The sequence below is a fragment of the Streptomyces sp. SAS_270 genome (assembly GCF_052543295.1).
This window is the reverse complement of sequence record NZ_JBMNDS010000005.1, coordinates 111,192-131,742: the sequence shown is the minus strand read 5'-3', so window position 1 is coordinate 131,742 and position 20,551 is coordinate 111,192. Positions and strand designations below refer to the sequence as shown.

Here is a 20,551-nt window from a genome sequence, read left to right as displayed (position 1 = left end):
CTGATGGCTCAGTCAGATCCCCTACACCCCCGAGGAGGCGCGGCATGCGCTTCAGACACAGAGCCGTGGCAGGGTTCAGCACCTTCCTGCTCCCGCTCGCCGCCCTGGTCGGCCTCGCGAGCCCCGCGCACGCCGACACCGCGGCCACCGCCACGTACGCCAAGACCCAGGACTGGGGCACCGGCTTCGAAGGCAAGTGGACCGTCAAGAACACCGGCACCACCAGCATCGCTTCCTGGACGGTCGAGTGGGACTTCCCCTCCGGTACGTCCGTGACCTCGGCCTGGGACGCGGACGTCACGTCCTCCGGCACCCACTGGACCGCCAAGAACAAGTCCTGGAACGGAACCCTCGCCCCCGGCGCCTCGATCTCCTTCGGCTTCAACGGCGCAGGCCCCGGCTCGCCCTCCAACTGCAAGCTGAACGGCGGCAGTTGTGACGGCGGCGGCACCGTCCCCGGCGACAGCGCACCCACCGCGCCGGGCACTCCGACCGCGTCCTCCATCACCGACACCTCGGCGAAGCTCAGCTGGACCGCGGCCACCGACGACAAGGGCGTCAAGAACTACGACGTCCTGCGCGGCGGAACCAAGGTCGCCACCGTGACCTCGACGTCGTACACCGACACCGGTCTGACCGCCGGCACCGACTACTCCTACACCGTGCAGGCCCGTGACACCGCCGACCAGACAGGACCGGTGAGCGGCTCGGTCGCCGTGCACACCACCGGCGGCACCACGGACCCGCCGCCCACCGGCGGCAGCAACGTCAAGCTCGGCTACTTCACCGAGTGGGGCATCTACGGACGCAACTACAACGTCAAGAACCTGGTGACGTCCGGGTCGGCCGCGAAGATCACGCACATCAACTACGCCTTCGGCAACGTCACCGGCGGCAAGTGCGCGATCGGCGACTCCTACGCCGACTACGACAAGGCGTTCACCGCCGACCAGTCGGTCAGCGGCGTCGCCGACACCTGGGACCAGCCGCTGCGCGGCAACTTCAACCAGCTGCGCGAACTGAAGGCCAAGTACCCGAACCTCAAGGTGATCTGGTCCTTCGGCGGCTGGACCTGGTCCGGCGGCTTCGGCGCGGCCGCGGCCAACCCGGCGGCCTTCGCGCAGTCCTGCTACGACCTGGTCGAGGACCCGCGCTGGGCCGATGTCTTCGACGGCATCGACATCGACTGGGAGTACCCGAACGCCTGCGGGCTGAGCTGTGACACCAGCGGAGCCGCCGCGTACAAGAACCTGATGTCCGCGCTGCGGGCGAAGTTCGGGTCCTCCAACCTCGTCACCTCGGCCGTCACCGCCGACGGCTCCAGCGGCGGCAAGATCGACGCCGCCGACTACGCGGGCGCCGCACAGTACGTCGACTGGTACAACGTGATGACGTACGACTTCTTCGGCGCCTGGGACGCGCAGGGCCCGACCGCCCCGCACTCCCCGCTCACCTCCTACAGCGGCATCCCGAAGGCCGGGTTCACCACGGCCGACGCGATAGCCAAGTACAAGGCGAAGGGCGTCCCCGCGAAGAAACTGCTGATCGGTATCGGTTTCTACGGGCGGGGCTGGACCGGCGTCACCCAGGACGCCCCGGGCGGCACGGCCACGGGCCCGGCGGCCGGCACCTACGAGCAGGGCATCGAGGACTACAAGGTCCTCAAGACGTCCTGCCCGGCCACCGGCACCATCGCCGGCACGGCGTACGCGCACTGCGGCAGCAACTGGTGGAGCTACGACACCCCGGCCACCATCGGCACCAAGATGACCTGGGCCAAGAACCAGGGCCTGGGCGGCGCGTTCTTCTGGGAGTTCAGCGGTGACACCAGCAACGGCGAGCTGGTGAGCGCCATCAACAGCGGACTGTCGTAGAACGACTAACGACTAACGACTAAGCAACGTTGACGCGCTGTCCGGGCGGGGCTGCCTCCAGCCACGCGAGAAATCCGGTCAGCGCGTCTTCGCTCATCGCCAGTTCGAGGCGCGTGCCGCGGTGCAGACAGGCCAGGACGATCGCGTCGGAGAGGAGCGCCAGCTCCTCCTCGCCCTCGGGGGCGCGGCGGCCCGCGACCTCGATCGCCGAGCGCTCAAGGACGCGGCGCGGGCGGGGGGCGTAGGAGAAGACGCGGTACCACTCGATGCGGTCGCCGTTGTAGCGGGCCACTCCGTAGCCCCAGCCCTTGCCGTTGGTGTCGCTGTCCTTGGGGACGTCCCAGCGCAGGCTGCAGTCGAACGTGCCGCCCGAGCGCTGGATCAGCCGGCGGCGGAGGCCGAAGACGAACAGCCCCACCGCGACGAACGCCACTACCAACCCGCACACAGTCAGAGCGAGGACCATCGACACCGACCTCCTCGTCTCCTAGGTAAAGCAGGTAATGAAACGGAAAAAAGCACCCGCATCGCCTCAGCCGCGGCCCGGTCTGGTTTTATCCAGTCCCGGCCGCGGCTGAGTCACATCATTCCGTGCGCTGGGGTCAGCGCACCGCCACCGCACGCAGGCGGACGTCCGCGCGGCGCTCGGCGGCGGCATCGCCCTCCGCCTTCGCGCGCTCGAGCTCCCGCTCCGCACGCTGGACATCGATCTCGTCCGACAGCTCGGCGATCTCGGCCAGCAGCGACAGCTTGTTGTCGGCGAACGAGATGAAACCGCCGTGCACTGCGGCGACGACCGTCCTCCCGTCGCTCGTACGGATGGTCACCGGGCCCGACTCCAGCACACCGAGCAGCGGCTGGTGACCGGGCATGACGCCGATGTCGCCGGACGTGGTACGCGCGACGACCAGGGTGGCCTCGCCGGACCACACACTGCGGTCCGCGGCGACGAGCTCGACATGCAGCTCAGCAGCCAAGGTGGGCTCCTCGGGTCACCACCCGGCGGTAATGCCGGGTGTTGGGTCAAAGTCTAATAGGCGTACGGAGGGGGACGGGACGCACCCCGCGAGGTGCGGCCCCGCCCCCCTCACGAACACGTGGTTCAGGAAACGCCGAGCTCCTTGGCGTTGGCCTTGAGGTCCTCAATGCCACCGCACAGGAAGAACGCCTGCTCCGGGAAGTGGTCGTAGTCGCCGTCGATGATCGCGTTGAACGCCGTGATCGACTCGTCCAGCGGAACGTCCGACCCGTCGACGCCGGTGAACTGCTTGGCGACGTGGGTGTTCTGGGACAGGAAGCGCTCCACGCGACGGGCACGGTGGACGGTGAGCTTGTCCTCTTCGCCCAGCTCGTCGATACCGAGGATCGCGATGATGTCCTGGAGGTCCTTGTACTTCTGCAGGACCGACTTGACGCGCATCGCGGTGGTGTAGTGATCCGCAGCGATGTAGCGGGGGTCCAGGATGCGGGACGTGGAGTCCAGCGGGTCCACGGCCGGGTAGATGCCCTTCTCGGAGATCGGACGGGAGAGAACCGTCGTCGCGTCGAGGTGGGCGAACGTGGTGGCCGGGGCCGGGTCGGTCAGGTCGTCCGCGGGGACGTAGATCGCCTGCATCGAGGTGATCGAGTGACCACGGGTCGAGGTGATGCGCTCCTGGAGGAGACCCATCTCGTCGGCCAGGTTCGGCTGGTAACCCACCGCGGAGGGCATACGGCCGAGCAGGGTCGAGACCTCGGAACCGGCCTGCGTGAAGCGGAAGATGTTGTCGATGAAGAACAGCACGTCCTGCTTCTGCACATCGCGGAAGTACTCCGCCATGGTCAGACCGGCCAGGGCCACACGGAGACGGGTGCCCGGGGGCTCGTCCATCTGGCCGAAGACAAGGGCGGTCTTGTCGATGACGCCCGAGTCCGACATCTCCTCGATGAGGTCGTTGCCCTCACGGGTGCGCTCACCGACACCGGCGAACACGGAGACACCGTCGTGGTTGTTGGCGACGCGGTAGATCATCTCCTGGATGAGCACCGTCTTGCCGACACCGGCACCACCGAACAGACCGATCTTTCCACCCTTGACGTACGGGGTGAGAAGGTCGATGACCTTGACGCCGGTCTCGAACATCTCGGTCTTCGACTCGAGCTCGTCGAAGCGCGGGGCCTTGCGGTGGATGGACCAGCGCTCGCCCTCGTACTTGTCCTCGGAGTTCAGCACCTCACCGAGGGTGTTGAACACCTTGCCCTTGGTGAAGTCACCGACGGGAACGGTGATGCCCGTGCCGGTGTCGCTCACCGCGGCCTGGCGGACCAGACCGTCGGTGGGCTGCATGGAGATCGTGCGGACCAGGCCGTCACCCAGGTGCTGGGCGACTTCCAGGGTCAGCGTCTTCTTCTCGCCGGCGTTGGCCGGGTCGGCCACCTCGACGTGAAGGGCGTTGTAGATGTCCGGCATCGCGTCGACGGGGAACTCCACGTCGACGACCGGGCCGATGACCCGGGCGACGCGGCCCGTGGCAACGGCCGTCTCAACTGTCGTCGTCATTACTTGTCACTCCCCGCGGTCGCGTCGGCCAGGGCTGCGGAGCCACCGACGATCTCGCTGATTTCCTGGGTGATTTCGGCCTGGCGGGCCGCGTTGGCAAGACGGGAGAGAGAGGTGATCAGGTCTCCCGCGTTGTCGGTCGCCGACTTCATCGCGCGGCGCGTGGCGGCGTGCTTGGAGGCAGCCGACTGGAGCAGCGCGTTGTAGATACGGCTCTCGACGTACCGCGGCAGCAGGGCGTCCAGGACGTCCTCGGCCGACGGCTCGAACTCGTACAGCGGAAGGATCTCGCCCTTGGGCGCCTCCTCCGCAACCTCTTCGAGGCGCAGCGGCAGCAGTCGGCCGTCAATGGCCGTCTGCGTCATCATCGAGACGAACTCGGTGTAGACGATGTGGAGTTCGTCCACGCCGCCGTCCGCCGTCTCCTTCTCGATGGCCTCGATCAGCGGACCCGCGACCTTCTTCGCGTCCGCGTAGGTGGGCTCGTCGGTGAAACCCGACCACGACTCCACGACCTTGCGCTCGCGGAAGTGGTAGTGGGCCAGACCGCGGCGGCCGACGATGTACGTGTCGACCTCCTTGCCCTCCGCCTCAAGGCGCGCCGTCAGCAGCTCGGCGGCCTTGATGGCGTTGGAGTTGAAGGCGCCGGCCAGTCCGCGGTCGCTCGACAGGAGCAGCACCGCGGAACGGGTCGCCGTCTCCGCCTCCGTGGTCAGCGGGTGCTTGGTGTTCGAACCGGCGCCGACCGCCGTGACCGCGCGGGTGAGCTCGGTCGCGTACGGCGCGGAGGCCGCCACCTTGCGCTGCGCCTTGACGACACGCGAGGCGGCGATCATCTCCATCGCCTTGGTGATCTTCTTGGTCGCGGTGACGGATCGGATGCGACGCTTGTAGACCCGGAGCTGGGCTCCCATGAGTCAGGTCCCTTCCTTACGTCACTTGGCCGCGGCCGGAACGTCTTCGCCGAGAAGCTTGCCGTCCGAGGTCTCGAACTGCTTCTTGAAGTCCGCGATGGCGTCCGCGATGGCGGTGAGGGTGTCGTCCGACATCTTCGCGCCCTCCTTGATGGAGGTCAGCAGGCCCTGCTCCTTGCGGTGCAGGTACTCCAGCAGCTCCTTCTCGAAGCGGCGGACGTCGGCGACCGGTACGTCGTCCATCTTGCCGGTGGTGCCGGCCCAGATGGAGACGACCTGGTCCTCGGTCGCCATCGGCTGGTACTGAGCCTGCTTGAGCAGCTCGACCAGACGCTGACCGCGCTCCAGCTGGGCCTTCGACGCGGCGTCCAGGTCGGAACCGAAGGCGGCGAACGCCTCCAGCTCGCGGTACTGGGCGAGGTCGAGGCGGAGCCGGCCGGACACCTGGCGCATCGCCTTGTGCTGGGCGGAGCCACCGACACGGGAGACCGAGATACCGACGTTCAGGGCCGGACGCTGGCCGGCGTTGAACAGGTCGGACTCCAGGAAGCACTGGCCGTCGGTGATGGAGATGACGTTGGTCGGGATGAACGCCGACACGTCGTTCGCCTTGGTCTCGACGATCGGCAGACCCGTCATCGAACCGGCGCCCAGGTCGTCGGAGAGCTTCGCGCAGCGCTCCAGCAGACGGGAGTGCAGGTAGAAGACGTCACCCGGGTAGGCCTCACGGCCCGGCGGGCGGCGCAGCAGCAGGGACACGGCGCGGTAGGCGTCGGCCTGCTTCGAGAGGTCGTCGAAGATGATGAGGACGTGCTTGCCCTCGTACATCCACTGCTGACCGATGGCCGAACCGGTGTACGGCGCAAGGTACTTGAAGCCGGCCGGGTCGGACGCCGGGGCGGCGACGATGGTCGTGTACTCCAGCGCGCCGGCCTCTTCGAGGGCGCCACGCACGGAGGCGATGGTCGAACCCTTCTGACCGATGGCGACGTAGATGCAGCGAACCTGCTTCTTCGTGTCGCCCGAGCGCCAGTTGTCGCGCTGGTTGATGATCGTGTCGACGGCCAGCGCGGTCTTGCCGGTCTGACGGTCGCCGATGACCAGCTGACGCTGGCCACGGCCGATCGGGGTCATCGCGTCGACGGCCTTGTAGCCCGTCTCCATCGGCTCGTGCACCGACTTGCGGACCATGACGCCCGGGGCCTGCAGCTCAAGGGCGCGGCGTCCGGTGGTCTCGATCTCGCCGAGGCCGTCGATCGGGTTGCCGAGCGGGTCGACGACACGGCCGAGGTAGCCCTCGCCGACCGCGACGGACAGCACCTCACCGGTGCGCTGCACCGGCTGGCCCTCCTCGATACCGCTGAACTCGCCGAGGACGACCGCACCGATCTCGCGCTCCTCAAGGTTGAGGGCGAGACCGAGGGTTCCGTCCTCGAACTTCAGCAGCTCGTTCGCCATGGCCGAGGGCAGGCCCTCGATCTTGGCGATGCCGTCGCCGGCGACGGTGACCGTACCGACCTCCTCGCGCGAGGCCGCGTCCGGCTTGTACGACTGGACAAAGTTCTCCAGCGCGTCCCGGATCTCCTCCGGCCGGATCGTGAGCTCCGCCATCTGGGTTCCCTGCTCTCCTTGTTGGGCCCGAAGTTTTCTTGGGGGGTCTGGGGTCAGCCCCCAGGAATCCTCTGCACGGCCCAACCAGGGCCGTAAGCACTACGTATTGCTGTAACGCGTATTGAGTTGCTGCTAGCCGGCCATGCGGCGGCCGGCGTCCTCGAGTCGGTCCGCGATGCTGCCGTTGATGACCTCGTCGCCGACCTGCACCCGCATCCCGCCGACGACCTCGGGGTCGACGTCGAGGTTGAGGTGCATGTGGCGGCCGTAGATCTTCGCCAGAGCGGCGCCGAGGCGCTGCTTCTGTACGTCGCTCAGCGGGACCGCCGAGGTGACGACGGCGACCATGCGGTTGCGGCGGTCGGCGGCGAGCTTGGACAGGGACTCGAGTCCCGCCTCCAGGCTACGTCCCCGCGGCGCGGTCACAAGGCGCGTCACCAGACGCTCGGTCGTCGCGTCGGCACGGCCGCCGAGCAGGCTGCGCAGCAGCTCGCCCTTGGCCGCCTTCGCGGCGGAACGGTCGGTCAGCGCGGCGCGCAGCTCGGTGTTCGAGGCGACGATCCGGCCGAACCGGAACAGTTCGTCCTCCACGTCGTCGAGCGAACCCGTCTTCTGCGCGGCCGTGAGGTCGGCGACAGCGGCGAGCTCCTCCAGGGAGTCCACCAGGTCGCGCGACTGCGACCAGCGGGAGCGCACCAGGCCTGCCACCAGGTCGGCGGTCGTCCCGCTGACCTGGCCGCTGAACAGGCGCCCGGCCAGTTCGGCCTTGGCCTCGCCGGCCTGCGCCGGGTCGGTCAGGACCCGACGCAGCGACACCTCGCGGTCGAGCAGCGTGGTGACGGCGGCCAGCTCCTCCGCGAGCGCGGCCGCGTCGACGGACGTGTTGTCCGTCAGCGCGTCGAGACGCTCACGTGCGGCTGCCAGGGCCTCGCGGCTCGCTCCGTGCGCTGTCATCGAGTCGCCTCGGCCTTCTCCTCGAGCTCGTCGAGGAAGCGGTCGATGACGCGGCTCTGGCGGGCGTGGTCGTCGAGGGACTCGCCGACCAGCTTGCCGGCCAGGTCGGTGGCGAGCTTGCCCACGTCCTGACGCAGTGCCTGCGAGGCGGCCTTGCGGTCGGCCTCGATCTGCGAGTGGCCCGCGGCGATGATCTCCTCGCGCTGACGCTGGCCTTCGGCCCGCATCTCGGCGATGAGCGTGGCGCCCTGCTCCTGCGCCTCCTGGCGCAGACGCGCGGCCTCGTGCCGGGCCTCGGCGAGCTGAGCCTTGTACTGCTCAAGAACGCTCTGGGCCTCGACCTTCATGGCGTCGGCCTCTTCGATACCGCCTTCGATCGCCGCACGGCGCTCGTCCAGAACCTTGTTGATGTTCGGGAGGAGCTTCTTCCAGAAGAAGAAGAAGACGATGGCGAAGGCGATGGCGCCGACGAGCAGCTCGGGTCCGGCCGGGACGAGCGGGTTCTGCTCTTCCTCGGCCGCGAGTGCAACCAGGTTGGCGATCACATCAGTGCCTTTCGTCGAATCGTGTCAGGTAAGAGGTGATTACTTACCGAACACGAACGGCATAACGATGCCGATGAGGGCGAGCGCCTCACAGAAGGCGAAGCCGAGGATCTGGTTGGCACGGATCAGGCCGGCAGCTTCGGGCTGACGGGCCAGCGCCTGGGTGCCGTTGCCGAAGATGATGCCGACGCCGACGCCGGGGCCGATGGCGGCGAGGCCGTAGCCGATGGAACCGAGCGAACCGGAGACAGCGGCAAGGGTCTCAGTGGCAGCCATGCTGAATCTTCCTTCTGTTTCTTGGACCGGCGGGGGTTGGCCACCGGACGCTTAGGGGCTTGCGGGAGGGATGCTCAGTGGTGCTCGGCGAGAGCGCCCTGAATGTACGAGCAGGCGAGGAGCACGAAGACGTACGCCTGGACCGCCTGCACGAAAAGCTCGAAGAGGATCATGACGACGGTCATCACGAAGGAGACACCGGCCGCCGGAACCATCGCACCGTTCAGCAGGTACCAGGAGGCGACGGTGAACATCACCAGCATCAAGTGACCGGCGAACATGTTGGCGAACAGTCGCACCGCGTGCGTGAAGGGCCGGACGATCAGGTTCGAGAAGAACTCGATGACCATGACGAGCGGCAGTACGGCGCCGAGCGACTTGTCGTAGCCCGTGACGTTCTTGAAGAAGCCGACGAAGCCGTGCTTCTTGAACGTCAGCGAAACCCAGACGATGTAGACGATGGCGGCCAGCACCATCGGGAACGCGATGACCGATGAGACCGGGAACTGGGCCAGCGGAATCACGGACCAGATGTTCATGATCCAGATGAAGAAGAAGAGCGAGACCATCAGGGGGACGTACTTCTCGCCCTCCTTCTTGCCGAGCGTCTCGTAGACGATGCCGCGGCGTACGAAGTCGTAACCGGCCTCGCCCACCATCTGCAGCTTGCCCGGGACCACCTTGGCCTTACCGAAAGCAAGGGTGAAGAAGGTGATGACCAAGAGGGTGGTGATGAGCGCGAGCAACATCACCTTGTTGAACTCGAACCCTCCGACCGTGGCGATCGGCTGGAAGAGGAACGAGTGCAGGCCCGGTGCCGGGAAGCCGCAGCCGTTGTCGGACATGATCCGACAGTTCCACTCAAAGGCGAGCTGGGTCTGGTCAGCACTCACCACGGGCTCCTTCGGCGTGACGCATGGGTACGGCAACCTCGTTGTGTCGGCGCGGCGCGCAGCCGCTGGTCGGCACTGGACTGGTGAAACGGATGTGGGGGCGGCTTTGGGGCATCAAGCCTCGCGATTGAGCAGGCGTCAGCTCAGATGCCCGCGCCCGCGATGCCGCAGTTGGCACCGGACGATAGCAGGAGATCTCGTACGGCTTTATCCCGGCCCTACCCCTCACGACGAAGACCCTGATTTCTCGGACTTCTCGCTCTTCTCGGGTTCGGGATCGATGTAGAAGAGCTTGGCCTTCATGTGCGCACGTGCCTGCGCGGCCATCCATACGACGGTCGCGACCACCAGCCCGACGGCGAACGCCTTCGGATTGAAGAGGGACGTGTCCTTGAAGACGGCGACGAAGATCAGAAGCAGCAGGAGCTGGGCGACGTAGAGCATCAGCCCCATCGCCTGGAACAGCTGCGGAAGCGTTTTGGCCGTCCATTGCAGGATGTAAAGGCCGATCCCCATGAAGAGGATCGCCAGAACCGTGCCGACCGCAGCGCCGATGGCCCCCTTGCCGCCGGCGACCACACCGCTGACGGCGACGACGAGCGCGCCGGCAGCTGCTGTGGGCACAGCGGTCTGCAGAAGGTTCCGGGCGTCATTGGACGGCATGGCGGCAACTCCGCTTGCTGAAGGGGGCAGGGTGTCGTCATGGACGAGCGTAGTCCCGGGTGGAGAGAGAACCTCACGCCAATGGACCGTCGCTTTAAGGTCCTTCGGCTCTGTCCCGGGTTCTCGTGAACCGTATCACAAACTATTTGATGAGGTCTTTACCTGGTTGGTGTGCTCGGTGTCACACATGAGAGTGAAGCTGCGCGTCTGTGCAAGAACCAGGCCAAGTTGTCTGGTATTGCGGGGCTTTGCACTCCCACGAGCAGGTCATGTCTTAGTCAGATTCTTACCTTGCGGTCAGCGCGACGATCCGGCCTTGCGCCCGTCCAGGAAACGTGAACGCGGGCCAATTGCCGTCGCCCCGTTGACTCCTGAGACTCCCGCGACGACCGGGGTGCGCTCCTCGCGGGCGTCCTCCTCGTCGCAGTCGCTCTCCCCTGCCCCGTCCACGAGGGAGGCCGCGCTCGCCTCGGCGGCGGCCGCCGCCCTGCGGCGCCGGTAGCGCGGCGGCACGAAGTGCTCGGCCCAGCGCGGGGCGCGCGGCGTGAACCGCGGCAGCAGAAGCAGGACGAGACCCACCGCGCTGAGCGCCACGATGCCGAGCACGATCCACATGGCCCCCGAGTTCACCGAGTAGGCGAGGGCGCCGAAGGCGATCAGTGCCGACCAGAAATACATGATCAGCACCGCCCGGCTGTGCGAGTGGCCGATCTCCAGCAGCCGGTGGTGCAAGTGCCCCCGGTCCGCGGCGAAGGGCGACTGACCGCGCCAGGTGCGCCGCACGATGGCGAGCACCAGGTCGGCGGCCGGCACCGCGATGATCGTCAGCGGCAGCAGCATCGGGATGTACACGGGCACCGTCTGGTGCACGGTGTTGCGCTCCGAACCGGAGAACAGGTTCAGGGCGTCGGGGTCGATCTGCCCGGTGATGGAGATGGCGCCGGCGGCGAGCACCAGCCCGATGAGCATCGAGCCGGAGTCACCCATGAAGACCCGCGCGGGGTGCATGTTGTGCGGCAGGAAGCCCAGGCACATGCCCATCAGCACGGCGGCGAAGAGCGTGGCGGGGGCGGCCGCCTCGATGCCGTACGAGTACCAGATCCGGTACGCGTACAGGAAGAACGCGGCCGACGCGATGAGCACCATGCCGGCGGCCAGACCGTCGAGGCCGTCCACGAAGTTCACCGCGTTGATGGTGATGACGACGACCGCGACCGTCAGCAGTGTGCTCTGCCACTGGGTGAGCGCGAACAGGCCCACGCCCGGGATCGGCAGCCACAGGATCGTCAGACCCTGGACGACCATCACGCCCGCGGCGATCATCTGTCCGCCGAGCTTGATCAGGGCGTCGATCTCGAACTTGTCGTCCAGGACGCCGATCAACCAGATGAGCGCCGCCCCGGAGAGCAGGGCCCGTGGTTCGTTGGACTTCTCGAAGACCTCGCTGAGGTTCGGCAGGTGGTCGGCGACCAGCAGTCCCGCACACATGCCGAAGAACATCGCGATGCCGCCGAGCCGCGGGGTGGGTTCGCGGTGGACGTCGCGCGCCCGGATTTCCGGCATGGCTCCGGCCACGATCGCGAACTTCCGCACCGGCCCTGTCAGCAGGTACGTCACCGCAGCCGTGATGCAGAGCGTCAGCAGGTATTCACGCACGGGCTTCCCCACAGGTCTCGCCGGCCATCTCAGCCCCACACCCTAGCGAGGGACGCATACGGTTGGGGACTTCCGGGTAGCGACGATGGTTGCACGAGTGGCTGTGCACACGTGTGCGCCTACCCCGCCTCAGCCGGGATAGGGCGCAAATCTTCCGGCCAGCTCCCTCACTTCTTCACGCGCCTTCGCCGGGTCGACCTCGTCCCTGAGCACCGCCGCGAACAGCGCCGCGACCCGCACCATCTCCGCCTCGCCCATCCCCTGCGTGGTCAGCGCTGCCGCGCCCAGCCGCAGGCCACGGGCGTCCCCGTGGGGCAGCGCACAGGTGTCGAGGACCATTCCGGCGGCCGCCAGCCGGCCGCGGGCGGTGCGCCCGTCGACGCCGAGTGGCGCCGGGTCGGCCGCCAGCAGGTGCGTGTCGGTGCCACCGGTGGTGATCACGAGCCCCTCCGCGCCGAGGGCGTCGGCCAGCACCCTCGCATTGGCGACCACCTGATGGGCGTACGCCGTGAACGCCGGAGTTGCCGCCTCGCCGAACGCGACGGCCTTGGCCGCGATGGTGTGCATCTGCGCGCCGCCCTGTGTGAACGGGAAGACGGCCCGGTCGACGCGCTCGGCAAGATCACTGCCGCAAAGGATCATGCCGCCGCGGGGGCCGCGCAGCACCTTGTGGGTGGTGGCGCAGACGACGTCGGCGTACGGCACCGGGCTGGGCGCCGCTCCCCCGGCGACCAGGCCGATGGGGTGCGCGGCGTCGGCGATGAGGTAGGCGCCCACCTCGTCGGCGATCTCGCGGAAGAGCGCGTAGTCGATGTGACGCGGATAGGAGATGGACCCGCACACGAGGGCCTTGGGACGGTGCGTACGGGCCAGGGTGCGCACCTGGTCGTAGTCGATGAGCCCGGTCTCGGCGTCGACGCCGTAACCGACGAAGTCGAACCAGCGGCCCGAGAAGTTCGCGGGTGAGCCGTGCGTGAGGTGGCCGCCGAACGGCAGTCCCATCGCGAGCACGGTGTCGCCGGGGCGCAGCAGCGCGGCGTACGCGGCGAGGACCGCCGATGATCCCGAATGCGACTGCACATTGGCGTGCTCGGCGCCGAAGAGGGCCTTCGCCCGGTCGACGGCGACGCGCTCGGCGAGGTCGACGATCTCGCAGCCGCCGTGGTGACGGGCGCCGGGGTAGCCCTCGGCGTACTTGTTGGCGAGCGGTGAGCCGAGTGCGGCGAGCACGGCCGGCGAGGTGAAGTTCTCGGCGGCGATCAGCTGGAGCGTCGTGCACTGCCGATCCCGCTCGCCGAGCAGGATCTCGGCGAGTTCCGGGTCCTGCCGCCGCAGCACGTCGAACTCGGGCCCGGGGACGACGGGCCGTACGGCTTCCTGAGCATGCGTGAGCGACATGGTGGGCTCCGGGGCCTGAGCGGGGGTGCGCCGAGCGGCTCCGGGGAGGTGCGGGGGCGTGCCCGCACTTCCTCGGGGTCGCTTAGGACCAATGTAGGCCCGGGGCGCCGGGGACGCCCGGTGTTGCCCCCGCGGCGGCACCGGACGGCGGGCTACGTGCGCGCGGGCACCCCGGTGAGGGCCGTGACCACGGGGTCCACCGCCTGGTGGATCTCGTCCCCGATGGACCGGAAGAACGGCAGCGGCGCCCCGTAGGGGTCGAACACCTCGTCCGCCTCCGCGGTGGGCGCGAGCAGCCACCCGCGCAGCGCCGCGGCGGCCCGCACCAGCGCCCGTGCCCGCTCGATGACCCCGTCGTTCAGCGGCGGCAGCGTCGCCGGGTCTATCGCGCGCACCAGCCGGGTGAACTCCTTCAGCGTGAACGTGCGCAGGCCCGCCGAGTGGCCCATGGAGATGACCTGCTGTCGGTGGTCACGGGTGGCGGTCAGCACCAGGTCGGCCCGGATGACGTGGTCGTCCAGCAGTTCACGTCCCATGAAGCCGGAGGCGTCCGCGCCGAAGTCGGCGAGGACCGTCTCCGCGTTTGCCTCCATGGGCGCGCCCTCGTGGCCCCAGGTGCCCGCGCTCTCCACGATCAGGCCGCCCCACAGGGGGTCGCCGAGCCGGTCCGCCAGGGCGTGCCGGGTCAGCCGCTCGGTGATCGGCGAGCGGCACACGTTGCCGGTGCTGACGTGGAGGATGCGGAAGGAACCCCCGGAGAACCCGTCGGCCCCCGTGAACCCCGTGCCTATGCCACGCCCCGCGTCAGGGGCTGTCAATTCGCCACCTCGAGGTCGGGTACGACCTTCCGCAGCTCCTCGGCGGACAGTGCGCCCTCGCGCAGGAGGACGGGCACCTTGCCGGTCACGTCGACGATCGACGACGGGACGATGCCCGGGGTGGGACCGCCGTCCAGGTAGACGGAGACGGAGTCGCCGAGCATCTCCTGTGCGGCGTCGCAGTCCTCCGGCGAGGGGTGGCCCGTGAGGTTGGCGGACGAGACGGCCATGGGGCCGACCTCGGTGAGCAGCTCGATGGCGACCGGGTGCAGCGGCATGCGCACGGCGACGGTGCCACGGGTGTCCCCGAGGTCCCACTGCAGGGACGGCTGGTGCTTGGCGACGATCGTGAGGGCGCCCGGCCAGAACGCGTCGACGAGCTCCCAGGCCATCTCGGAGAAGTCCGTGACGAGGCCGTGCAGGGTGTTCGGGGAGCCGATGAGGACGGGCGTGGGCATGCCACGACCGCGGCCCTTGGCCTCCAGGAGGTCGGTGACGGCCTCGGAGGAGAACGCGTCGGCGCCCACGCCGTACACCGTGTCCGTGGGAAGGACCACCAGTTCGCCCCGGCGGACGGCGGACGCGGCCTCGCGCAGACCGGTCGTGCGGTCGGTCGCGTCGTTGGTGTCGTATCGCCGTGCCATTTAGCGGGCCTCCTCGTACACGTACTGCTGTGGGAAAAGGGTCTGGGGGATGCTCACGGCATCGCCTTGCGGGCGGTCGCGAAACGCGGCCGGTTGTTCAGGTCGGGGTGGTCGGCCGCGTCGGCCCAGCCCCGCTCCTCGGTGAAGATCCACGGCACCTGGCCGCCCTGGGTGTCGGCGTGCTCGATGACGACGACGCCTCCGGGGCGCAGCAGCCGGTGCGCGGTGCGCTCGATGCCGCGGATCAGGTCGAGCCCGTCCTCCCCTGAGAACAGGGCGAGTTCGGGGTCGTAGTCCCGGGCCTCGGGCTGGACGTACTCCCATTCGGTGAGCGGGATGTACGGCGGGTTGGAGATCACCAGGTCCACCTGGCCGTCGAGGTCGGGGAATGCCTCCAGGGCGTCGCCCTGGCGCAGGTCGACCCTGGACCCCTCGACGTTCTTGCGGGTCCACCGCAGGGCGTCCTCGGACAGCTCCACGGCGTGCACGCGCGAACGCGGCACCTCCTGGGCGAGGGCGAGCGCGATGGCGCCGGAGCCCGTGCACAGGTCGACGATGAGCGGTTCCACGACGTCCATGGCGCGTACGGCGTCTATGGCCCAGCCGACGACCGACTCGGTCTCGGGGCGGGGCACGAAGACGCCGGGTCCGACCTGGAGTTCCAGGTAGCGGAAGTAGGCGCGCCCGGTGATGTGCTGGAGCGGTTCGCGGGCCTCGCGGCGCGCGGTGACCTCCCAGTAGCGGGCGTCGAAGTCGGTGTCCTTGACGGTGTGCAGCTCGCCCCGCTTCACGCCGTGCACGAAGGCGGCGAGCTCCTCCGCGTCGTTGCGCGGCGAGGGCACGCCGGCGTCGGCCAGCCGCTGGGTGGCCTGGGCCACTTCCGCGAGCAGCAGGTTCACGCTGGTCCTCCGGGGCTGAGCTGTTGTCTTGTACGAGGCTTAGGCCGCGGCCAGTTTGGCGGCCGAGTCCGCGTCGACGCAGGCCTGGATCACGGCATCGAGGTCACCGTCGAGCACCTGGTCCAAGTTGTACGCCTTGAAGCCGACGCGGTGGTCCGAGATGCGATTCTCCGGGAAGTTGTACGTACGGATCTTCTCGGAGCGGTCGACGGTGCGGACCTGGCTGCGGCGGGCGTCCGCGGCCTCCCGCTCCGCTTCCTCCTGCGCCGCCGCGAGGAGCCTGGAGCGCAGGATACGCATCGCCTGCTCCTTGTTCTGCAACTGGCTCTTCTCGTTCTGGCAGGAGGCGACGACTCCGGTGGGAATGTGCGTGATGCGCACCGCGGAGTCGGTGGTGTTGACGGACTGGCCGCCGGGCCCCGAGGAGCGGTAGACGTCGATGCGGAGGTCGTTCGCGTGGATCTCGACGTCGACCTCCTCGGCCTCGGGGGTCACGAGGACACCGGCCGCGGAGGTGTGGATGCGGCCCTGCGACTCGGTCGAGGGCACGCGCTGCACGCGGTGCACGCCGCCCTCGTACTTGAGGCGGGCCCAGACGCCCTGGCCGGGCTCGGTGGCGCCGTTTCCGCCCTTGGTCTTCACGGCGACCTGGACGTCCTTGTAGCCGCCGAGCTCGGACTCGGTGGCGTCGATGATCTCGGTCTTCCAGCCGACGCGCTCGGCGTAGCGCAGGTACATGCGCAGCAGGTCGCCGGCGAACAGGGCCGACTCGTCGCCGCCCGCGCCCGCCTTGACCTCCAGGATCACGTCCTTGTCGTCGCTGGGGTCGCGCGGGACCAGGAGCAGGCGGAGCTTCTCGGTGAGCTCCTCGCGCTGCTTGTCCAGCTCCTTGACCTCGGCGGCGAAGTCGGGGTCGTCGGCGGCGAACTCCTTCGCCGTCTCGACGTCCTCGCCCGTCTGCTTCCAGGAGCGGTACGTCGACACGATCGGGGTCAGCTCGGCGTAGCGCTTGTTGAGCTTGCGCGCGTTGGCCTGGTCGGCGTGGACCGACGGGTCAGCGAGCTTCTTCTCCAGGTCGGCGTGCTCGCCGATGAGTTCCTCGACCGCCTCGAACATCTCCGGCTCCAATGGGCTGTCCCCGGCGCCTGCGCGGGCCTTGGGACGTAGGTACTACGACGATTGGGGGGCTGCACCGCAAAGCGCCGGCCCCGGCGTCCCCGTGCCGGGGACGCCGAAGACCGGCGCTGTGGGCTCGCTACTTGTTGGCAGCGGCAGCCTTGCCGAAGCGGGCCTCGAAGCGGGCCACACGGCCACCGGTGTCGAGGATCTTCTGCTTGCCCGTGTAGAACGGGTGGCACTCGGAGCAGACCTCGGCGCGGACGGTGCCGCTGGAGATCGTGCTGCGGGTGGTGAACGACGCGCCACAGGTGCAGCTGACCTGCGTCTCGACGTACTCGGGGTGGATGTCGCGCTTCAAGGTGTCTCCTAGTTTCGGGAGGGCGCCGGGTCGCTGCCGCGGATTGCGGTGGCGTGAACCGGGGCCGACGTACCAGTCTGCCAGGACTGGCCGCATCCCCCAAAACCGAGGGGGCGGATGTTCTATTCCCGGCCGCTCGGCAAGGGGCTGCGACCTCGGCCCGCAGCGCCTCAGGAGGCGCTGACGACGCCCTTCGCGTCACCGGTGGCCGTGCCCTTGGTGGCCGCCCGGGGGATCGCCCGGTCGTTCTTGAGGGCGTCCCAGACCAGCTGGGCCTTGGCCTTCTCGACGATCACGCGGTTGGGGTCCGCGGGGTCGTAGGTGACCGGCATCGTGACCATGTTCATCTTCGACGAGCCGATGCTCTTGAGGCCGTTGGCGAAGGACGCCAGGTCCTTGACGGAGCCGAGGTCGGAGTCGGTGGTGACGGCCTGGGTCGCGGTGTCGGCGAGGTCCCACAGCTTCTTCGGGCTGGTCAGTACGCCGATGTCCTTGACCTGGTTGACCAGAGCCTTGATGAACGCCTGCTGCAGCTGGATGCGGCCGAGGTCGGAGCCGTCGCCGACACCGTGCCGGGTGCGGACCAGGCCGAGCGCCTGCTTGCCGTTGAGCGTGTGCGTGCCGGCCTTCAGGTTCAGGTGGCTGTCGGCGTCCTTGATGTTCTTGGTGGTGGTGATCGGCACACCGCCGAGGTCGTCGATGAGCTTCTGGAAGCCGGTGAAGTCCACCTCGACGTAGTGGTCCATGCGGATGTCGGTCATGGACTCGACGGTCTTCACCGCGCAGGCCGCGCCGCCGGTGGAGTACGCGGAGTTGAACATGACGCCCGACGCGGCCGTGTGCGAGGCGCCCTTGGTGTCGGTGCAGGCGGGGCGGTCGACGAGGGTGTCGCGGGGTATGGAGACCACGCTTGCCTTCTTGTGGCCCTCGTAGACGTGCACGATCATCGCGGTGTCCGAGCGGGCGCTGCCGTCGTCGGTGCCGCCGCCCAGCTTCTTGTTGTCGCCGGAGCGGGTGTCCGAGCCGAGCACGAGGATGTCCTCGGAGCCGTTGTCGACGTCCAGGGGCCGGTCGGTGCCGAGGGCCTGGTTGATGTCGACGCTCTTGATGTTGCCGTTGAGCTTGAAGTACAGGTATCCGACGCCGGTGCCGCCGAGCACGACGATGCCCGCGGCGGTCCAGGCCGTGATGAGCAGGGCCTTGCGGCGCGTGCTGCGGGTCTTGCGGCGACGGCCCTTGGCGCGGGGGCGCAGGGAGTTCGTTCCGGGCTCTCCCGGTGTACCGGTCCCTCCCGGTATGCCGGGCTCCGGCGTGCTCTCGGCGGCCATGTGCTCCTCAGTCCTCAGGTGAAGGTCGGTTACCCCCTGCTTTCAGGGTCAGGCCCGGTCTGTCGTGACATGGCGTACCGCTCCATGGTCACTCCGTACGGTCAGACGGGGAAACTCGGGAAAGGGTTGCACAACGCTCTGTGCCCACCGCGTGGGGCGATGGGCACAGAGCGTCACTGGCGAGTCGGGACAAACGCCGCTCACCTGCGATTTCAGCCGAAGATGTCGTACTGCTTGAAATCGGTACCGACCGAGATCCTTGTGGCGAAGATCTCGCTGGTGGCCTTGCCGGTGCCCGGGTACAGGTAGAGCGTGCCGCCGGGCGTGCGGGCCAGGAAGTCGGCCTTGCCGTCGCCGGTCACGTCACCGGGGGCGTCGAAGGCGTTGTAACCGCCCCACTCGCGCACCTTGACGCGGCTGGAGAAGGCCGCGGAGCCGGACTTGCCGGTTCCCTTGTAGAGGTAGACGTAGGAGTTGCTCCGGCTGCGCGCGATCAGGTCGGTCTTGCCGTCGCCGGTGAAGTCGCCCTTGGCGCGCAGGGAGTTGTACTGGTTCCAGCCGGAGCCGACCTTGACGCGGGCGGAGAAGGACCCGGTGCCCTTGCCGGGGTAGATCCACAGGACGCCGGCGGAGTCGACCGAGAGCAGGTCGGGCAGTGTGTCGCCGGTGACGTCACCGGGGGCGACGATCCGGGTTCGGGTGGTCCAGTCGTCGAAGATCTGCTTGGTGGACCAGGAGCCGCTGGAGCTCACCCAGTGCATCCAGTAGACGCCGCCCGCGGAGCTGTCGCGGACCACGAAGTCCTGGAAGCCGTCCCGGTTGAGGTCGGTCTGCAGCACGACGTTGACGCCGTCCCAGTCGCCCCACGACTCGCGCGCCGCGAACGAGGTGCCCTTGGAGTCCTTCTCGAAGCCCTCCTTGGAGGAGGCGTTGCGCACCCACAGGTCGGCCTTGTGGTCGCCGTCCAGGTTGGCGTCGTCGACGCGCGGGGAGGCGACGCCTACGTAGGTGCTGACCTTCGAGAAGACGCTGTACGCGCCCTTGGTGACGCAGTTCTTCACGCCCCAGGAGACAACGCCGACGATTCGGTCCTTGACGATGAGCGGGCCGCCCGAGTCGCCGTTGCACGCCGTGGTGGTGCCGGTGTCGCTGCCGGTCGCCGGGGTGCCCGCGCAGACCATGTGGCCCTTGATGAAGTCGCTGCCGTAGGCGCCGGTGCAGGTGCTGTCCGACTGGATCGGCAGCGTGGCCGTCTTCAGCGTCTCGGCGCTGTCCTGGTTGGTGGAGCTGATGCGGCCCCAGCCGTAGAGCGTTCCCTTGGTGCCGGCGGCGTACGACGTGGTGTCGCCCGACGTCGTCATCCTGATCGGCTTCGCCGTGACCGGGGCCGCCAGCGTGAGGACCGCGATGTCGTTGTTGAACGTCGTCGAGCCGTACGAGGTGTGGTTCCACTGGCGCCGGACACCGGTGAGGGTGCCGCCGTGCAGGTTCCCGTCCTCACCCAGAAGCTGTGAAGTGCCGGTCAGGACAGCCCCGTTGGCGCTCCAGTCGTAGCCCTTGACACAGTGCGCGGCGGTGAGGATCTTCGTCGGCGACACAACGGAACCACCGCAGAAGAAGCCGCGGTCGTCGCTGTCGTCGTCGGGGGTGCCCCGGTCGTCGTAGTACCAGAGCTGGGCCATCCACGGCGCGGTGGAGATGGTGGTCTCGGTGCCGCCGATGATCTTCGGGTCGATGTTCGACTCCGTCGTACCGGCGCTCAGGGTCGACTTCCGGGTCGTCTCACCCGCCGTGCCGTCACTGGCGACGGCGCCCAGGGCCCGTTCCTTCAGCTCGGCGAACGTGGGCGAGGAGACGGTCGGCTTGACCGTCGGTGTCGGCAGCGCGGTCGCCGCGTTTGCGGACGACATCAGCAGCGCGGTGGCGACGGCGGCGGCCAGTCCGGCGGCCGCGACCGGGACGGCGATACGGATGCGGCGTCTGTGCCGACCGCCCCCGGACATGGGTGTATCCACGAAAGTCCCCCCTCAGAGACCGAAGTTCGAAGGGCGCGATCGTACAC

Annotated in this window: 20 protein-coding genes; 1 reads left to right on the top strand and 19 read right to left on the bottom strand. The window is 68.4% G+C overall.

Features of this window, described 5'->3' with window-relative positions; genetic code table 11:
• Positions 1–44 precede the first annotated feature (44 nt).
• Complete coding sequence (locus ACN6LB_RS05545) at positions 45–1,874, top strand: glycosyl hydrolase family 18 protein (RefSeq protein WP_445024795.1); 1,830 nt, start codon at positions 45–47, stop codon at positions 1,872–1,874.
• 19 nt (positions 1,875–1,893) lie between these two features.
• Here ACN6LB_RS05545 and ACN6LB_RS05540 read toward each other — a convergent pair whose 3' ends face one another.
• From ACN6LB_RS05540 to ACN6LB_RS05450, 19 genes are all read right to left on the bottom strand, one after another.
• Positions 1,894–2,340 (bottom strand): DUF2550 domain-containing protein, encoded by a 447-nt coding sequence (locus ACN6LB_RS05540; protein ID WP_356138871.1) that lies wholly within the window; start codon positions 2,338–2,340, stop codon positions 1,894–1,896.
• A gap of 136 nt (positions 2,341–2,476) precedes the next feature.
• On the bottom strand, positions 2,477–2,851 hold the full coding sequence (locus ACN6LB_RS05535; RefSeq protein ID WP_356138869.1) for a F0F1 ATP synthase subunit epsilon: 375 nt from the start codon (positions 2,849–2,851) through the stop codon (positions 2,477–2,479).
• Between the two features lie 125 nt (positions 2,852–2,976).
• Positions 2,977–4,413 carry a F0F1 ATP synthase subunit beta gene (gene atpD / locus ACN6LB_RS05530; protein WP_356138866.1) on the bottom strand — a complete coding sequence of 479 codons (1,437 nt, stop codon included), beginning with the start codon at positions 4,411–4,413 and terminating at the stop codon, positions 2,977–2,979.
• The gene (locus ACN6LB_RS05525) at positions 4,413–5,327 is read right to left on the bottom strand and encodes a F0F1 ATP synthase subunit gamma (protein ID WP_356138864.1); all 915 of its coding nucleotides are present in this window, start codon (positions 5,325–5,327) and stop codon (positions 4,413–4,415) included. The genes atpD and ACN6LB_RS05525 overlap by 1 nt, the downstream gene beginning before the upstream one ends.
• A gap of 21 nt (positions 5,328–5,348) precedes the next feature.
• Positions 5,349–6,938, bottom strand: coding sequence for a F0F1 ATP synthase subunit alpha (atpA, locus tag ACN6LB_RS05520; protein WP_356138862.1), 1,590 nt, complete (start codon positions 6,936–6,938; stop codon positions 5,349–5,351).
• A gap of 132 nt (positions 6,939–7,070) precedes the next feature.
• On the bottom strand, positions 7,071–7,892 hold the full coding sequence (locus ACN6LB_RS05515) for a F0F1 ATP synthase subunit delta (protein ID WP_356138860.1): 822 nt from the start codon (positions 7,890–7,892) through the stop codon (positions 7,071–7,073).
• Positions 7,889–8,437, bottom strand: coding sequence for a F0F1 ATP synthase subunit B (locus ACN6LB_RS05510; RefSeq protein ID WP_356138858.1), 549 nt, complete (start codon positions 8,435–8,437; stop codon positions 7,889–7,891). The genes ACN6LB_RS05515 and ACN6LB_RS05510 overlap by 4 nt, the downstream gene beginning before the upstream one ends.
• A gap of 39 nt (positions 8,438–8,476) precedes the next feature.
• A complete protein-coding gene (locus ACN6LB_RS05505; RefSeq protein WP_015657805.1) occupies positions 8,477–8,713 on the bottom strand; it encodes an ATP synthase subunit c family protein in 237 nt (78 codons plus the stop codon).
• A gap of 74 nt (positions 8,714–8,787) precedes the next feature.
• Positions 8,788–9,558 (bottom strand): F0F1 ATP synthase subunit A, encoded by a 771-nt coding sequence (gene atpB, locus ACN6LB_RS05500; protein ID WP_356138934.1) that lies wholly within the window; start codon positions 9,556–9,558, stop codon positions 8,788–8,790.
• Between the two features lie 273 nt (positions 9,559–9,831).
• Complete coding sequence (locus ACN6LB_RS05495) at positions 9,832–10,269, bottom strand: hypothetical protein (RefSeq protein ID WP_445024794.1); 438 nt, start codon at positions 10,267–10,269, stop codon at positions 9,832–9,834.
• Between the two features lie 297 nt (positions 10,270–10,566).
• Positions 10,567–11,925: an MraY family glycosyltransferase gene (locus ACN6LB_RS05490; RefSeq protein ID WP_445024793.1), complete on the bottom strand. Its 1,359-nt coding sequence runs from the start codon at positions 11,923–11,925 to the stop codon at positions 10,567–10,569.
• Positions 11,926–12,054: 129 nt separating this feature from the next.
• Positions 12,055–13,323 carry a serine hydroxymethyltransferase gene (locus tag ACN6LB_RS05485; protein ID WP_356138851.1) on the bottom strand — a complete coding sequence of 423 codons (1,269 nt, stop codon included), beginning with the start codon at positions 13,321–13,323 and terminating at the stop codon, positions 12,055–12,057.
• A gap of 152 nt (positions 13,324–13,475) precedes the next feature.
• The gene (locus ACN6LB_RS05480) at positions 13,476–14,141 is read right to left on the bottom strand and encodes an arsenate reductase/protein-tyrosine-phosphatase family protein (RefSeq protein WP_356138849.1); all 666 of its coding nucleotides are present in this window, start codon (positions 14,139–14,141) and stop codon (positions 13,476–13,478) included.
• Positions 14,138–14,785, bottom strand: coding sequence for an L-threonylcarbamoyladenylate synthase (locus ACN6LB_RS05475; protein WP_356138847.1), 648 nt, complete (start codon positions 14,783–14,785; stop codon positions 14,138–14,140). The genes ACN6LB_RS05480 and ACN6LB_RS05475 overlap by 4 nt, the downstream gene beginning before the upstream one ends.
• A gap of 53 nt (positions 14,786–14,838) precedes the next feature.
• The gene (gene prmC / locus ACN6LB_RS05470) at positions 14,839–15,684 is read right to left on the bottom strand and encodes a peptide chain release factor N(5)-glutamine methyltransferase (protein WP_356138845.1); all 846 of its coding nucleotides are present in this window, start codon (positions 15,682–15,684) and stop codon (positions 14,839–14,841) included.
• A gap of 39 nt (positions 15,685–15,723) precedes the next feature.
• The gene (gene prfA / locus ACN6LB_RS05465; RefSeq protein ID WP_356138843.1) at positions 15,724–16,800 is read right to left on the bottom strand and encodes a peptide chain release factor 1; all 1,077 of its coding nucleotides are present in this window, start codon (positions 16,798–16,800) and stop codon (positions 15,724–15,726) included.
• Positions 16,801–16,939: 139 nt separating this feature from the next.
• Positions 16,940–17,161 carry a 50S ribosomal protein L31 gene (gene rpmE, locus ACN6LB_RS05460; protein ID WP_100595864.1) on the bottom strand — a complete coding sequence of 74 codons (222 nt, stop codon included), beginning with the start codon at positions 17,159–17,161 and terminating at the stop codon, positions 16,940–16,942.
• A 170-nt stretch (positions 17,162–17,331) separates the two neighbouring features.
• On the bottom strand, positions 17,332–18,489 hold the full coding sequence (locus tag ACN6LB_RS05455; protein ID WP_445024792.1) for an LCP family protein: 1,158 nt from the start codon (positions 18,487–18,489) through the stop codon (positions 17,332–17,334).
• A 212-nt stretch (positions 18,490–18,701) separates the two neighbouring features.
• Positions 18,702–20,492, bottom strand: coding sequence for a trypsin-like serine protease (locus ACN6LB_RS05450; RefSeq protein ID WP_445024847.1), 1,791 nt, complete (start codon positions 20,490–20,492; stop codon positions 18,702–18,704).
• Positions 20,493–20,551 lie beyond the last annotated feature (59 nt).